Raw genomic sequence first — 15,307 nt, forward strand, 5'->3', positions numbered from 1 at the left:
GGCCGAGGCGCCACCCGTACCCGAACCGCTAAGGAAGAACACCGTGCAGACCGTCACCCTGAACAACGGCGTCGAGATGCCGATCCTCGGCTTCGGCGTCTACCAGATCCCCGCCGACCGGACGGAACGCGCCGTCACCCAGGCTCTGGCGGCCGGCTACCGGCTGCTGGACACCGCTGCCGCCTACGGCAACGAGGAAGCCGTCGGCGATGCCATCAAGAACAGCGGCGTCCGGCGCGAGGACCTGTTCGTCACCACCAAGCTGTGGGTCCAGGATGCCCCCGCCCAGGACAACACCCGCCGCGCCCTGGAAGCCTCCCTGGCCAAGCTCGGCCTCGACCACGTCGACCTGTACCTGATGCACCAGCCCTACGGCGACGTCTACGGGCAGTGGCGCGCCATGGAGACCGCCCAGGCCGAGGGTCTGACCAGGGCGATCGGCGTCGCCAACTTCCACCCCGACCGCCTGCTGGACCTGATTTTCAACAACGACACCGCCCCGCAGGTCAACCAGATCGAGACGCACCCCTTCTTCCAGCGCGACCTGGATCACGCGCTGATGCGCGAGCACCGGGTGCAGCACCAGGCGTGGGGCGGCTTCGCCGAAGGCAAGAACGACCTGTTCACCCACCCGGTCCTCGGCAAGGTGGGTGAGGCGCACGGCAAGTCGGTGGCGCAGATCGTGCTGCGCTGGTTGATCCAGCGCGACATCGTCACCATCCCCAAGTCCGTCAGCCCCGACCGGATGGCGCAGAACATCGACGTCTTCGACTTCCGGCTCACAGACGACCAGATGGCCGCCATCGCGGCCCTCGACACCGGCACGACCCTGTTCTTCGACCACCACGACCCCGAGATGGTGGCCTGGCTCAGCAAGCGTCGCATCGACAACTGACCCACCCCGCAGGCCCCGCCCGGTGGCCAGGTGTGGTGCCGTGCGTTCAGCCCCGATCGGCCTGCACCGGGTCGCGCAGCGGGCGCAGGCCGTCGGGCATCCAGGGCAGCAGGAACGAGTACCGGCCGAGCATGTCGACGTGGTTCCGGACGAACGGTGATAGCCGGGCGACGTCTTGCTCGCGCACGTCGAAGCCGTCGGCGCGCAGCCGGTCGAGGGCGGCCCCCATGTAGCGGGTGAAAAGCACCAGGGCATTGAGGACCGGGCCGAGCGCGCCGATCCGGTCTTCCATGCCTTCCTGGTAGTGCTGGTAGAGCGGGCCGGCGCGGTCGTAGGGGACGTCCAGGACGTACAGGGAGTCGCGCGGGGTGCGGGCCACCACCTTCCCACCCGGCCCGGCGGCCTGGTCGTTGATCAGGTTCAGCCACGTCGCTCGGCCGCGGCGCCCGAAGTACTTCGGATTCGGCCTGGCGTACACGCTGGGCACCGGTACGACGAAGCGCATGCCGTCCACGGAGGCGACCAGGCCGCCGCCCCGCGCGCGCGGGCGAGCGGGATCGACGCCCGGGGGCCGATCAACGCCGCGTTCGCGGCCCGGTAGGTCTCCATCCGCAGGTACAAATGCGCCGGGCCCGGAACCCTCCGTCGCCGGCCGAGAACACGAAAGGGCCGGGCCCGCCCGCGCCACGTGGGCGCCGGCGGGCCCGGCCCGGCTGCGCGAGGAGCCCCGAGGCCCGTCAGCCGCCGTGCAGCGCGGTGCGCAGGGCGTCGGTGGCGAGTTTGCGGGCGATGTTCGCGGCGCGGGTGTCGCGCAGGCTGTCCAGGAGCAGGAAGTCGTGGACCATGCCGGCCACGCGCACGGAGGTGACGTCCACGCCGGCCTCGCGCAGCCTGTTCGCGTACTGCTCGCCCTCGTCGCGCAGCACGTCGGCCTCGTCGGTGATCACCAGGGTGGTCGGGAGGCCCTTGAGCTGGTCGAGGCTCGCCCGCAGCGGGGAGGCGTGGTGCTCGGCGCGTTGGGCGGGGTCGGTGGTGTAGGCGTCCCAGAACCACTTCATGCCGTCGCGGGTGAGGAAGTAGCCCTCGGCGAACTGCAGGTACGACGGGGTGTCGAAGTCGGCGTCGGTCACCGGATAGAGCAGGACCTGCGCCTTGAGGTCGATGCCGCCGCGTTCCTTGTTCATCAGCGCGAACACCGTCGACATGCAGCCGCCGACCGACTCGCCGGTCACCGCCACCCGCGAGGTGTCCAGGCCGTGTTCCGCGCCGTGTTCCATGACCCACCGGCCCACGGCGTAGTTCTGTTCGACCTGGGTGGGGTACTGCGCCTCGGGCGCCCGGTCGTAGACGGGGAAGACGCCCGCGGCGCCCGCACCGACGGTGAGTTCGCGGAAGATGCGGTCGTGGGTCTTGTCGTCGCCGAAGACCCAGCCTGCACCGTGGATGTAGAACACCACCGGCAGCGGGCCGGTGGTCCCCTTGGCCCGGATGATGCGGGTGCGGACGGTGCCCCACTCGCCGGTGTCCACCTCGACCCACTCCTCGTCGACGTCCGGGCGCGGCACGCTCGGGTCGCTCTGCAGGCCCAGCAGGATCTCGCGCCCCTTCTCCGGGGGCACCTCGTAGATCCGTGGATGCGGGTCGGTCGCCTCGCACAACTCCCGCGCGGCGGGTTCGAGGTAAGGCGTGATCGGCGGGGGAAGCGGGGTCATCTCGGCTCCAATCACGGGCACCTGCGTGCCCTTGGAAGGTGCGGCCCGCCCGCACGGCTGCGGTCGGCGGCTCGCGGGACGAGGCACTCTCGACCAATCCTGGCGCGCGGCCCGCGCGCCGCAACCCGACGCGAAGGCACCACGCCGCCGACCGTCCCGTTCCCCGTTGCGGCGTGCACCCATTCGGCCGCCCGGGCCCGCGCCGCGGGCCACCGGGGCGGCCACGCCGCCACGGGATCGGGCCGCCGGGCCGGCACCGGACGGGGGCGCGGTCCGCGCCTCCGTCTCGGCGCCGGTCCCGACGCACCCCCGTCGGCACGGCGTACGTCAGGCGTTCGCCGGCACGATCCTGCCGGTGTGCCCACCGGACTCCATCACCCGATGCGCCTCGGCGGCCTCGGACATCGGCAGCGTCCGGTCGACGACCAGCCGCACGGCCCCGCTCTCGATCATCGGCCAGACGTGGCGCTGCACGTCCGCGACGATGGCCGCCTTCTGCGCCGCGGACCGGGTGCGCAACGTGGTGCCGAACACCGACACCCGCTTGAACACCAGCTCCGCAAGGTTCAGTCGACCCTCCAGACCGTCCTGAAGACCGATGACGACCAAGCGCCCGTCCGCGGCCGGCGAACGCACGTTGCGTTCGAGGTAGCCGCCGCCGATCACATCGAGGATCACGTCGTAGGGACCGTGCTCGCCGAAGTCCTCCGTGCGGTGGTCGATCGTTGCATCGGCGCCCAACTCCCGCGCCCGCGCCGCCTTCTCGGGGCCGCCGACCGTGGTCACCACACGGGCCCCGAGCGCCCTTGGCGATCTGGATCGCGAAGGTGCCGATGCCTCCGCCCCCGCCGTGCACGAGGAGCGTCCGCAACCTTGCCACATGCCAGGGAGCCATTCGAGGACGGGATTCATCTTCCGGGTTCCCGACCGGCGACCCTCGGAGCCGACCGCGGTTCAGCCGGTGCCGAGGCTTGTACACACCGGGATCGGCGGCTGGGTGGTCAAGCTCTCGTCTGGAGCACCGGACGGCCCCGTGGGGAACGTCTGCTCAGAGGAGAGGCGGGCGTTGGGTGCCCAGCGAGGCTTCGAGGGTGTGGGCTGCGGAGAGGGCGAGGTCGTCTCGGTGGTGGGGGGCGATGAGTTGGACGGCGAGTGGAAGGCCGTCCGGTGCGATGCCGGCGGGGATACTGACGGCCGGATGACCTGTGTCGTTGAAGACGGCGGTGTACGAGATGGGCAGGGCCCGCTCGCGGAGGGCCACAGCCAGGTTCGGCCCCTCGGCCGGCCACGCGGTGGTGGGGGTGGTCGGCATGAGAAGCAGGTCGTACCGATCGAACAGGGCAGCCGCCCAGCGGTCGAGCTGTGTGCGGTGAGCCCAGTAGGAGGCCATGTCGGCCGTGGTGAGGGAGCGGCCGGCGTCGAGGGCGTCGGCGAACCACGGCTCGAATGCGTGGCGGCGGATCGTGAAGTCGTCGAGCACGGTGAGGAGCCGCGCGTAGGCCAGGACGTTCTGCCGCAGCTGGAACGGGGCGGGGAAATCGTCCGCGCCGGGCAGGGGCGCTTCGTCGTCCCGGACTTCGTGGCCTTGCTCGCGGAGCAGGTGGGCGGCACGGTCGAGGGCGTGCAGGATTTCGGGGCGAGGCGCGGCGATGCCGAGGGTGCGCAGGACGCCGACGCGTAGGGCGGGGAGCGGTTCGTCGAGGGCCGCGCGATAGGACAGGGCGGGCGCGGGCAGCGAGTTGGGGTCGGCGGGGTGGTGGCCGGCGGCGACGTCGAGATGCAGTGCGGTGTCCCGGACGGTCCGAGCCATGCCGGAGAGGCACATGTGCTGGGTCCACGCCGGCATGCGGGCGGGACCACGGGGGATGCGTCCACGGGACGGTTTGAGGCCGACGACCCCGCACAACGCGGCGGGGATCCGGGTGGACCCGCCGCCGTCACCTGCGGTGGCCAAGGAGACGAGTCCGGCGGCGACGGCTGCCGCCGCGCCGCCGCTGGAGCCGCCGGGTGTGCGTTCGGGGTTCCAGGGGTTGCGGGTGACGCCGAAGGCGTTGTTGGCGGTGTGCACCGCGGCACCGAGCGGCGGGGTGTTCGTCTTGCCGACCACCAGGGCGCCGGCGGCGCGCAGCCGGGCGACGTGGATGCTGTCGCGGGTTGCGGGCGGGCGACCGGCGTAGGCGCTGGTGCCGCGGCTGGTAGGCAGGCCTTCCGCGTCTTCGAGGTCCTTCACGAGGATCGGCAGGCCGGCCAGCGGCCCTGCTTCCTCGCCGCGGGCGAGGCGTTGTTCGAGCGCGGTGGCCTCGGCGAGGGCCCGCTCGGGGGCGAGGGCTACGACGGAGTTGACGGCGGAGTCCACGGTGTCGATCCGGTCGAGGGTGTACCGCATGAGCTCGGTCGGTGACAGCTCCCGTCGGCGGATCAGAGCGGTGAGTTCGGTTGCCGAGGCGAAGGACAGGTCGGTCATGGTGTGACGGCTTCCTTGGGGTGTCGGGTTTGATCCGCCGCGGTGGCTTCGAGGCTGACGCCGGTGGTACGCGGGCCGAAGCGGGCGGCGACCAGGCCGCCCACGGCACTGAGGACGGCGAGGAGAACGAAGACGGCGGTGTAGCCGGCTCCGGCGTAGAGGCCGGCGATGAGCATGGGGGCGGCGAAGTTGAAGATGCGGGACAGGGCGTTGGCGGTGCCGGAGCCGAGCGCGCGGATCCGAGTGGGGAAGGTCTCGGCCGAGTAGACCTGGAGGAACGGCACGGCCATCTGGAACGTCAGACTGATCAGGCAGCCGAGCGCCAGGATGGCCGCAGGGGCACGGACGAGCGAGAACAACAGCAGCAGCGTGGCGGTCAGTGTGCCGAGGGCGAGCTGCATGTGGCGCCGGTCCCAGCGGTCGATCAACGGTACGGCGACGAGCGCTCCCAGGGGCGCGGCCGTGCCCAGGGCCGCGGACAGGAGCAGCGTGTCGTCGAGGTCGAGCCCGTTCTCGGCGAGGAGCGTGGGCGTCCAGGTGTTGAAGGCGGAGTAGGCGAGAAGTCCGGTCACCCACATCGTGCTGATGATCAGGAAGTTGCGGCGGTTCGCCGCGGCCCACAGGTCGGCCAACCGCGGCGGCTCCCCCGTACCGACTGGGGCCGGTGCGACCGACGGGCGGTCTTGTGCCGGGGAGTGGACACCGCACTGCGCCTCGATGGACCGGACGATGTCCTCGGCCTCGTCGGTCCGGCCTCGGGAGGCGAGCCAGCGGGGGCTCTCCGGGACCCAGCGGTGGATCAGCCAGGCGAAGACCGCGCCGAACAGGCCGAGACCGAAGACGAGGCGCCAGCCCCAGGTCCAGTGGGGCGCCAGGAAGTAGCCGGACCAGGCCGCGATCGGGATACCGAGCGAGCCGACCGCCACCTTGTAGGTCTGCAACCGCCCCCGCGCCGCGGCGGGCACGAATTCGGTGAGCACGACGATGGCCACTACCGCCATGCCCTGGGCACCGAAGTGCGCCGCCGTCCGCGCGGCGATCAATTGCCATGGGTTCTGGACGAGTACGCAGCCGACGGTGGCCGCGCAGTAGAGGGTGACGAAGGCCAGCATGGTGCGGCGGCGGCCGAGACGGTCTGCGAGGTAGCCACCGAGCACGCCTCCCCCGAAAGCGCCGAGTTGGCCGATGCCGGCCACAACCGCGACGGTGGACAGCGACATGCCCCATTGCTCGCGCAGTACGGGCGCGACGAACGCGAAGGCGTAGGTCTCCACCCACTCGAACAGGATCATCCCGGCCAGGGCGATGACCAGGCGGCGATGGAACCGGCTCAGGGGGAGCCGGTCGAGACGCGGCCCCAGCGCGGCAGCGTTCAAGGTGACAGCCATGGGCGCGTGACCTCCCGGAATGCAGAAACGGCAGATGGGCAAAGCAGGAGGGGTCAGATCACGCCGTTCGCACGCAACTCGGCGAGCTCGTCCGGGCGGAGGCCGAGCACATCCTGGTACACCTCGGCGTTGTGCTCGCCGAGCGCCGGGCCGGTGGAGCGGATGCTGCCCGGGGTCTTCGACATTCTCGGCAACGGTGCGACCATCGGCAGCTGCCCGAACTCGGGATCGTCGACGGTGACGAGTGTGCCCCGCTCCCGGTAGTGGGGGTCGGTGGCGATATCCGCGATGCTCATCAGCGGCGCAGCCGGGATACCGGCGTCGCTCAGCAGCTTGGTGAGGTCGTCCGCCGCGTATCCGGCCACCCAGTCGGTGATGACCGCGTACAGGGCGTCGGCGTGCGCCGCGCGCGCCGACCGCGTCGCGTACGCGGGGTCTGCGGCGAGTTCCGGGCTGCCCATCACGGCGGCCAGCCGACCGAAGAGGGCGTCCGTCCCGGCGTGGATCGACACGCGGCGCCCGTCGCAGGCGGTGAAGTCGCTGGCGGGCACGATCTGCGGGTTCCGGTTGCCCAGGCGCTCACGGACCTTCCCCGTGGCCGCGTAGGAGGCGAGCGCATCCTCGGAGGCCCGGAACCCCGCCTCGTACAAGGCCAGGTCGACTACTTGGCCGCCGCCGCCTGCGGTGTCGCGATGGTAGAGCGCGGTCACCACGGAGAAGGCGCCCAGATAGGCGGCCATGTAGTCGATCGTCGAGTAGCCGCTGCGCACCGGCGGACGGTCCTCGTCGCCGGTGACGTAGGTCAGGCCGGCGAATGCGCTCGCGATCCGGTCGAAGGAGCCGCGGTCGCGGTACGGCCCGGTCAGGCCGTACCCGGTGACGTAGACGAGCACGGTATCCGGCGCGAGTGCGCGAAGGGTGTCCGGGTCCAGACCCCAGGCCTCGAGGGTCGGGGGGCGGTAGTTGGTGATGACGACGTCGAAGTGCGGCACGAGTCGCCGCACCAGCCGCTGCCCGTCCAGGGTCCGCAGGTCGAGGGTGACGGACTTCTTGTTGCGTGCTTCCTGGGCCCAGTACGGGGACCGGACGCCCGGCGTCGTGCCGCGGGTGAAGTCGCCGCGACCAGGGTCCTCGACCTTGATCACCTCGGCGCCGAAGTCGCCGAGGAACGTGGCGGTGACCGGCGCGGCCAGCACGGTGGACAGGTCGAGGACGCGTATGCCCGCCAGTGGGAGTGTCGACATGGGTGCCCCTTCACGCGCTATTCACGGTTCGTTATTAACGAAACGTTGATAGCGTGACCTTAAAGTGGTGCCCACGACTCGGCAAGGGTTGGAGCGAGAAGATTTGTCCGGCACGGACGGGGAGCGGCACATGAGCGACAGCGACACCGGCGCGGCGGGCGGGCCCGGGCCGACGGAGGCTCGGCCTGCGGCCACGGGCGGGCAGCCCGAGCCCCGGAAGAAGCGGCGACGTCGCAGTCGCGAGGAGACGGAGGCGGACCTGCTGGCCGCCGCGCGAACGCTGCTTGAACGCGACGGCGTGCTCGCCGGGGTGAACCTCCGGGAGATCGCCGGCGAGGCGGGTGTCAACCACGGGCAGATCTACCAATACTTCGGCAGCCGCCAGTCCCTGTTGCGCGCAGCGGCCGCCGATCTGGTCGAGCACCAAGCCGAACACCGTGACGACCACTGGGAGCGACCGTTCGTCGAACGGCGGCTGGAGATGTTCCGCCACCGCCTCGACGAACCGGAGCTCGTCAAGCTCGAAGCACTCCTCGCGCTCGACCGCGACGACAGCTTCAGCCCGCTGCCGCGCTTCCCCCGGACGCTCCAGAGCCTGGAACGAGACAAGGCCGACGGCGCGCTGCCCGAAGACGCCGATGTCGTCGCCGCACACGTCATGACCGCTGCGGCGCAGATGGGGTACGTCATCTTCCGCGAGGCGTACGCCCGCGACACCGGCATCCCCGTCGACGAACTCGATGAACGCGCGGCCCGGGTGTTCGGTCTCATGCTCGCGGGTATCGCCGCGTCATCATCGCCACAGGCCCCGGGAGTGTGAGAGAACGGTTCCGTCGGCGGTCTTCGTGCTGCCACGCCACGAGGTGGGCGTCCGGCGCCTGCCGCCCAGGCACTTCGCGGGACGCGAAGTGCCTGGGCCCCCGTGCCGACCGGATGGCTGCCCGGCCGGCCGGGCGGTGGCGGTAGTCCTCCCAATCGTCGGGTGAGCCGGCCCGCACGGTTTCGGCGACGCCGGGCAGACGCGGCGGGAGGAGCCCGCATGCGTCGTCGAAGCCGCCGACCGTCTCGCCGAAGAGGGTCGCTTCGACCCCGGCGATGTGCGCTGCGGGGATGGGGAGAACCCCACGTCATCGCGTCCGGCCCCGGCCGGTCTCCAGGCAGTACACGCGGTCGCCGACGCCCATGATCAGCGGCGGTCGACGCCCGCCCGGTCGGCGTGCCGAACGGTTCGACCCGGCGCGTGGTCGCGTCATCCAGCCTCGTTCCTGCGCAGCACCGAGGAAGCCGAGAGCGGATCCGACCGTGCCGCATCGGCGTGGGCCCGACAGCACTGAGCGAGAGTGCAATTTCTAGATACGTTTGCATCTAGATCTCTAGTGAAAAGATCGATAGGAACCCCGTAAAATGCGGACCTATCGTAGTGCGCTGCCGGGCGGCACCTAGCACCTTTTGCATCTAGGTCAAGCCCGCAGCCGCCTTGGGTGTCGATGTCGGCCGAGCGCCACGCACGTCATCGGGCTGCCCGGCGCCAACGGACGGTCGTCCGGCAGGCACACTGGTCTCGCACAGGTTGTCCCAGCCAGCCAGAAGGAAGGGTATGCAACTCGACTTCGTCATCCTCGGGATACTCGCGCTGCGCCGCTACTCCGGCTACGACCTGCGCAAATGGATGGAAGGCCCGCTCAAATACATCGGCTACGGCGTCCAGCTCCCCCAGATCTACCGCCGCCTGGCCAAACTCGTCGAACGCGGCTGGGTCGAATACGACGTCGACCCCCGCGACGGCGGACCCGACGCCAAGCTCTACCGCATGACCGAGACCGGACAACAAGCGCTCAGGGACTGGGCGCGCTCTCCGTATGTGCCGTCACCGCGCATCGGCGACCCCGAGTTCGTCATCCGCTTCATTTTCGGCGGCCAGCTCGACCCCGAGATCGCCCTCACCGTCGTACGCGCCGAACTCGCTTTCAGGGAGGCGAACCAGGACCCGTCGGGGGCACCGCCGTGGACGCACAATCTCCCCTACGCCCACCTCCAGATGCCCGGCCTGGATCCCGCATGGGTGTCGGAGGTGCACCTGTCCGCACACGAACACGGTTACAGCACCGGGTCCGCCTACATCGCGTGGCTGCGACTCCTCCAACACCGCCTCGAGCGGCGAGCCGCGCAGATCGCGGCGACGCGCACCGACGGGGCGCCGGGGACACCGCCGCGCGAGGCGCCGCAATCCGACGAGGTGCAGCCGGACTGATCACGGGCGATCCCCCGGTATTCCGCCGGATGCCGGTGCCGTGGCGGACGTGGCGACGCTGTCGCTGCGCTTGATGGCGCGTTCGTCGGTGCCCAGGTAGCCGGCGATGACCTTCGGATCGTTGCGGACTTCCGACGGCGTCCCGGCAGCGATGACGCGGCCGGTCTCCAGGCAGTACACCCGGTCGCTGATGCTCATGATCAGCGGCATGTCGTGCTCGATCACCAGCAGGGAAGCGCCCAGTTCGCGGCGGATCTCCTGGATGAGGGGGCCGAACGCCTCGGTTTCTCGCTGCGCGACGCCGGCGGTCGGCTCGTCGAGGCACAGGACGCGGGCGTCGAGGGCGAGCAGTCCGGCGAGTTCGACGATGCGGCGGGTGCCGGTGGACAGGTCGGCGATGAAGGCATCGGCATATCGACCCAGTCCGAGGAAGTCGACGAGGTCGTGCGCCTCGGCCCTCTTGGCGCGTTCCCCCTTGACCGACCGCGGCAGCCACAGCGCCGAGGAGAGCAGGCCGGAGCGGCCGCGTGCCTCCAGGGCGATCTGCACGGTCTCGGTGACGGTCAGCTCGGGGAACAGCGCCGCCGCCTGGAAGGTGCGCCCGAGACCGAGCGCGGCACGGCCTGCGGACGGTTTGCCGGACACGTCCTGCCCGAGGAGTTCGACGCTCCCGGTGGCCGGGACGAACCCGCCGATGGCGTTCATCAGGGTCGACTTGCCGGCGCCGTTGGTGCCGATGAGGCCGACGATTTCGTTCGCTCGTACTTCGACCGTGACCGCGTCGACCGCCGTGACTCCGCCGAATCGGACCCTGATGTCACGGGTCGCCAGCACCGGCCGGTCGTCGGGCAGCGGCTCCTTGTGTGGTCGCGCCGCAAGCCGGGGCGGTGCCGCGGCCCGTCCGGCGGGCGGCGGACCGAGGCGTCGTTCGGCCCAACCGAGCAACGCGTCGCGGGCGCTGTACCCGATCTGCACGAGGCCGCCGGGGAAATACAGCAGCAGGATGAGGAGGCCGAGGCTGGACGCGAGCAGCGGCACCAGTGAGTTGCCCGGGAACACCGCGGGCAGGCCGATCACCCACAGCGCGCCGAGTACCGGCCCGGACGTCGAGCCGAGGCCGCCGATGACGACGACGGAGACGAGCATGAGGGAGTCCTCGCTGCGGAAGTACGCGTCGCCGTACGGCACGGTCTGGAGCGCCCCGGCGAGCAGCGCCCCGCCGAGTCCCGCGATGCCGCCGGCGAGGGCGAACGCGCGCAGCTTCACGCGGGCGGCCCGGACGGTGTACGCCGCGGCGGTCGCCGGGTTGTCGCGTACCCCGATCGTGGTCCGGCCGACCCCGGTGCGGCGCAGTCTGCCGGTCACGGTCAGCACCACCGCCAGCACCACGAGGACCACGTAGTAGTACGAGCGCTGCGAGGTGACGTCGATGCCGAAGACGTCGGTGCGAGGGAAGGACGCGGTGGTTTGCGTAGTGCTGTCGTGGAAGACGTCCTGCCGGTACACCCATTGCTCGCAGGCGACCGCGAACGCGACGGTGCTGACCGCGAGGAGCAGCCCCCGCACGCGCAGCGCGCCGACTCCGATGACGGCGGCGAGCATCGCGGTCAGCAGCGCCGCAGCGGCGACCGCGGTGGGGAAGGTGAGGCGTTCGACGACGAGCACCTTGTCGTTGCCGATGTCCAGGCGCAGGCCCCGGTTGAGCGAGGCGGCGGTGAGCGCGCCGATGCCGGCGAAGGCCATTTGGCCGAGGGAGAGTTGCCCTGCCCAGCCGGTCAGCACGGTGACCGATGCGGCGCAGATGGCGTAGGCGGCGATGGTCGTGTACAGCAGGTGCCGCGACGGCTGTGTGACGATCAGCGGGACGACGACGGCGAAGAGCAGGAGACCGAGCAGGGCGAAACGTTCGAGGTTGCGTACCCACCACAGGTTGCGCAGCCGTTCCGGAACCGGTCGCACCCGGGGCGCGAAGGAGAAGGCGCCGCCCTCGGCGGCCTTGTCCCGCCCGGCGGCGAACACGGCGGCCAGGACCAAAGCGAAGACGACGAGGTCGGTCAGACCGGGCTGGTCGAGCCAGTTGAACTGCACGACCGACTCCAGCAGCCCGAGTCCGACACCGGCGGCCAAGGCGACGCGGAACGATGCCATGCGGGCGATGACCGCGGCGGCGAGGGCCCGCATGAGGGTAGTCATGCCGAGCACGGCGGGCGACGTCACGGAGCCGTTGCGGCCGGAGATGAGGATCAGGCAGACGGTGGCCATGAGCCCGGCGATCGCCCACACGACGGTGGACACCACCTTGGGGCTGATGCCGTTCAGGCGTGCCAGCTCCGGGTTCTCGGCGGACGCGGTCACGGACTTGCCGAGCACGGTGCGGCCCAGGAACCAGCCGAGCGCGACCGCGGCCAGGGGAACCACGACGAGCACCGCGAGCTGGGTGGCCGTCACCTCGACTCCAGCCGGACGCCATGAGGCACTGGACCACACCGGGTACGAGCGGGATCCGTCCACCTCGGGATACGACGTGACGATGACGAGCGCCAGCTGGGCGACGCCGATCGTGGCGACCAGGAGGATCACCCGTGGCGCGGTGAACAGACGGCGTACGACGACGAGGTCGACGATCGCGCCGAAGGCCGCGCCTGCGGCGAGGGACAGCGGCAGGGCGATCCAGAACGGTACGCCGTACCGAACCGCGAGGAGCGCGAAGAGTGCCGAGCCGACGAGGCCCATGTTGGCGACCGCGAAGTTGATGATGCGGGTGGACCGGTGGACGAGCACGATGCCCATCGCGAGGAGCCCGACGACCAGGCCGTTGACGATGCCGTCGAAGGCGAGCTGGCGGGTGAGTTCGATCATGGTTCAGCCACCGTCCTTGCCGAGGAACACCGCGCGTGCCAGGTCGTCGCGTTCGGCCAGTTCGCGGGCGTCACCGGTGAACCGGACCTGCCCCTTCTCCAGGAACACCGCCCGGTCGGCGATGGCGAGGGCGATGTTGAGGGACTGCTCGACGATGATCATGGTGAGTCCGTCGGCCTTGAGGCGCTCGATGATCACGAGCAGGTCCTGGACGACCACGGGGGCCAGGCCGAGCGAGAGTTCGTCGATGAGCAGGATCTCGGGTTCGTGCATGAGGACCATGGCGAGGGCGAGTTGTTGCTGCTGCCCGCCGGACATGGAGCCGGCGCGCCGGCCGAGCCGGGCGGCGAGGTCGGGGAACACGTCCAGTACGTAGGCGAGTCGCGCGTCGCGGTGCGCTTTGTCGCGGTCGCGGAGCTGGAACGCCGCGATGTCCAGGTTCTCGCGTACGGACATGCCGGGGAACACGCCCTTGCCGCCGGGCAGCAGGCGGATGCCGTGCCGCCCGCGCTGCTCGGGGGCCACGTACGTGATGGTCCGGCCGTGGAGCCTGACGACGCCGCGCGATGGCGTTCCGAGCCCGCAGATCGCCTTGAGAATGGTGGACTTGCCGGCACCGTTGGTACCGAGCAGAGCGAGCGTCTCGCCGCGCCGCACCTCGAAGCCGACGCCGAACAGCACCTGCACGTTGCCGTATTCGAAGTCGATGTCGTGGACTTGGAGCACCGGGATGTACTCCGCGTTGCCGGCCTGCCGGTCGCGCTCCTCCAGTTCCTCGCGGAGTTCGGAGACGACGCGGGACAGGTCGTTCTTGATGAACGCCGAACTGCGGATGAGCATCAGGGCACCGATCAGAATCGACGGCACACCGATGATCAGCGCGGCGGCACGCGGATCGTACGAGTCGAGGATCAGTGCCGACAGGAGCGAGCCGCCGGTCGCGCCGATGAAGAAGATGTAGATGGCTGCGAGCGCCGACGCGAGGCCGCGCAGCCGGTAGGGCGCCACCGACTGCATGACCGGGCCGACCATGGCGAACGCCGAGGACAGCAGGATCATCGGCAGCATCTGCGCGACGACGAACAGCGGAGCGGTCGGCATCGCCCATTGGAGCGGCATCAGCACCGCCACCGGGAGGATGAGGACGCCGATGAGCCGGAGCGCCCGGGCCGGGTCGGTGCGGTAGAGCCGGTCATAGCGCGGGCCGACGAAGGGTAGGACCGCCAAGACGCCGAGCCCGCCCAGGGTGCCGTACACGCCGCGCTCGAACGTGCCGAGCCCGAAGTGGTCCTCCATCCACAGGTTGGTCAGCACCGGCGCGGTGAACAGCCCGAAGCCGATCGCGGCGAAGGCCATGACCACCGTCTTGGTGGTGCGGATCTTCATCAGGCGCGCGAACGCGGCTTCGACCGAGACGGGCATCGGCTTGTCCTGCTTCAGGACTTCGCCGAGGACCGCCTTCATCTCGTGCTGCCCGCGGGGCGGTTCAGGTAGGCGGAAGGCGAACAGCGCGGCCGCCGCGGTGGGCACCGCGAGGACGAAGAACGCCCAGCGCCAGCCTTCGCCGCCGCCCGCCGCCGCGGCGATGCCGCCGACCGCGAGCGGGCTGAGCACCGCGGCGATCCGGCCGGCCATGCCGTTCGTGGCCGCGAGTCGACCGCGGACGCCGATGGGGTACGTATCGGCGTTCAGGGAGCCGTGCACGGGCATGGTGCTCGACTTCGAGACGCCGACGCCGAGCCGGGCCAGGAACATCAGGAAGACGTTCGCCGCCGCGCCCGACGCGAGCATGAACAGCGAGAAGGCCAGGCCCGCCCATCCGGCCACCCGGCCGCGGCGGTACCGGTCGGCGAGCCACCCCATGGGCAGCGCGCCCAGCACCAGGAACGCGCCGGATCCGGCGGACAGGAACACGATCGCGCCGTCGCTCATCCCGAATGTGTCGCGGATGTCCGGGGCGAGGACGCCGAGTGTGGCGTGCTCCAGTTCGTCGAACGACGACAGCAGCATCAGCGTCAGGAACGTCGCCGATCCGCCGGCCGCCAGCCCCTCGCGCAGCGTCAGCTGCTCGGCGCCGACACCCGGCAGCAGGTCGACCGCGAAGACCGCGTCGCGTTCGGCCTCGGTTCGGCGCGCCCGCTCGGCCTCGGCGGCGACCAGACCGGCAGCAAGGCCGGACGCGGTGGTTTCGGTTGCGGACGGCCCGGATGTGCCGTGCGGCGCCGTCATCGACGGCTCCTGCGCAGCGGGCAGCACGAATAGAACACCATTGTTTGCACTCCCCAGGCATGGGTCGGCGGGCCCGCCGCCCCGTCACGGCGCCCCGGGTCACGGCGCCGAGGCTCGCTCCTACGGGCGCCCCGGCGAACGGAGATCGGCACGTTGATTAAGTGCCCATGAATCTATGGAGCAGACTGGAGTGTCCGCTAATGACTGTCAAGAGAAACAGATCATCGCTTGCTGAACTGCCTCTGATAGATACCTAGGCATCTAC

At 70.6% G+C, this 15,307-nt stretch carries 9 protein-coding genes and 2 pseudogenes; 3 read left to right on the forward strand and 8 right to left on the reverse strand.

Annotation, left to right across the window (positions count from 1 at the left end; all coding sequences use genetic code 11):
- Positions 1-43 precede the first annotated feature (43 nt).
- Positions 44-895: an aldo/keto reductase gene (locus ABZ374_RS04105; protein ID WP_360305881.1), complete on the forward strand. Its 852-nt coding sequence runs from the start codon at positions 44-46 to the stop codon at positions 893-895.
- A gap of 46 nt (positions 896-941) precedes the next feature.
- Here ABZ374_RS04105 and ABZ374_RS04110 read toward each other — a convergent pair.
- From ABZ374_RS04110 to ABZ374_RS04135, 6 genes and pseudogenes are all read right to left on the reverse strand, one after another.
- Positions 942-1,513: pseudogene (locus ABZ374_RS04110) on the reverse strand (Tn3 family transposase); the annotation flags it as partial.
- A gap of 119 nt (positions 1,514-1,632) precedes the next feature.
- Positions 1,633-2,607 (reverse strand): alpha/beta hydrolase, encoded by a 975-nt coding sequence (locus ABZ374_RS04115; RefSeq protein WP_360305883.1) that lies wholly within the window; start codon positions 2,605-2,607, stop codon positions 1,633-1,635.
- Between the two features lie 327 nt (positions 2,608-2,934).
- A pseudogene (locus tag ABZ374_RS04120) lies at positions 2,935-3,472 on the reverse strand (zinc-binding dehydrogenase); the annotation flags it as partial.
- A gap of 183 nt (positions 3,473-3,655) precedes the next feature.
- Positions 3,656-5,071, reverse strand: a complete 1,416-nt coding sequence (locus ABZ374_RS04125) for an amidase (protein WP_360305885.1) — start codon at positions 5,069-5,071, stop codon at positions 3,656-3,658.
- The gene (locus ABZ374_RS04130; RefSeq protein ID WP_360305887.1) at positions 5,068-6,459 is read right to left on the reverse strand and encodes an MFS transporter; all 1,392 of its coding nucleotides are present in this window, start codon (positions 6,457-6,459) and stop codon (positions 5,068-5,070) included. The genes ABZ374_RS04125 and ABZ374_RS04130 overlap by 4 nt, the downstream gene beginning before the upstream one ends.
- Positions 6,460-6,512: 53 nt before the next feature.
- The gene (locus tag ABZ374_RS04135; RefSeq protein WP_360305889.1) at positions 6,513-7,703 is read right to left on the reverse strand and encodes a CoA transferase; all 1,191 of its coding nucleotides are present in this window, start codon (positions 7,701-7,703) and stop codon (positions 6,513-6,515) included.
- 130 nt (positions 7,704-7,833) lie between these two features.
- On the opposite strand from ABZ374_RS04135, the gene ABZ374_RS04140 reads away from it, so the two are divergent.
- Together ABZ374_RS04140 and ABZ374_RS04145 are read left to right on the forward strand one after the other, a co-directional pair.
- A complete protein-coding gene (locus tag ABZ374_RS04140; RefSeq protein ID WP_360305891.1) occupies positions 7,834-8,523 on the forward strand; it encodes a TetR/AcrR family transcriptional regulator in 690 nt (229 codons plus the stop codon).
- Between the two features lie 777 nt (positions 8,524-9,300).
- A complete protein-coding gene (locus ABZ374_RS04145) occupies positions 9,301-9,954 on the forward strand; it encodes a PadR family transcriptional regulator (RefSeq protein ID WP_360305893.1) in 654 nt (217 codons plus the stop codon).
- On the opposite strand, the gene ABZ374_RS04150 is transcribed toward ABZ374_RS04145, so the two are convergent.
- Entirely contained in the window at positions 9,955-12,813 is a 2,859-nt protein-coding gene (locus ABZ374_RS04150) for an ATP-binding cassette domain-containing protein (RefSeq protein WP_360305895.1), read from the reverse strand. It abuts the gene before it with no gap.
- A gap of 3 nt (positions 12,814-12,816) precedes the next feature.
- Positions 12,817-15,042, reverse strand: coding sequence for an MFS transporter (locus ABZ374_RS04155; RefSeq protein ID WP_360305897.1), 2,226 nt, complete (start codon positions 15,040-15,042; stop codon positions 12,817-12,819).
- Between the last annotated feature and the right edge of the window lie 265 nt (positions 15,043-15,307).

It is taken from the genome of Embleya sp. NPDC005971 (assembly GCF_040629175.1).
Classification (GTDB): Bacteria; Actinomycetota; Actinomycetes; order Streptomycetales; family Streptomycetaceae; genus Embleya.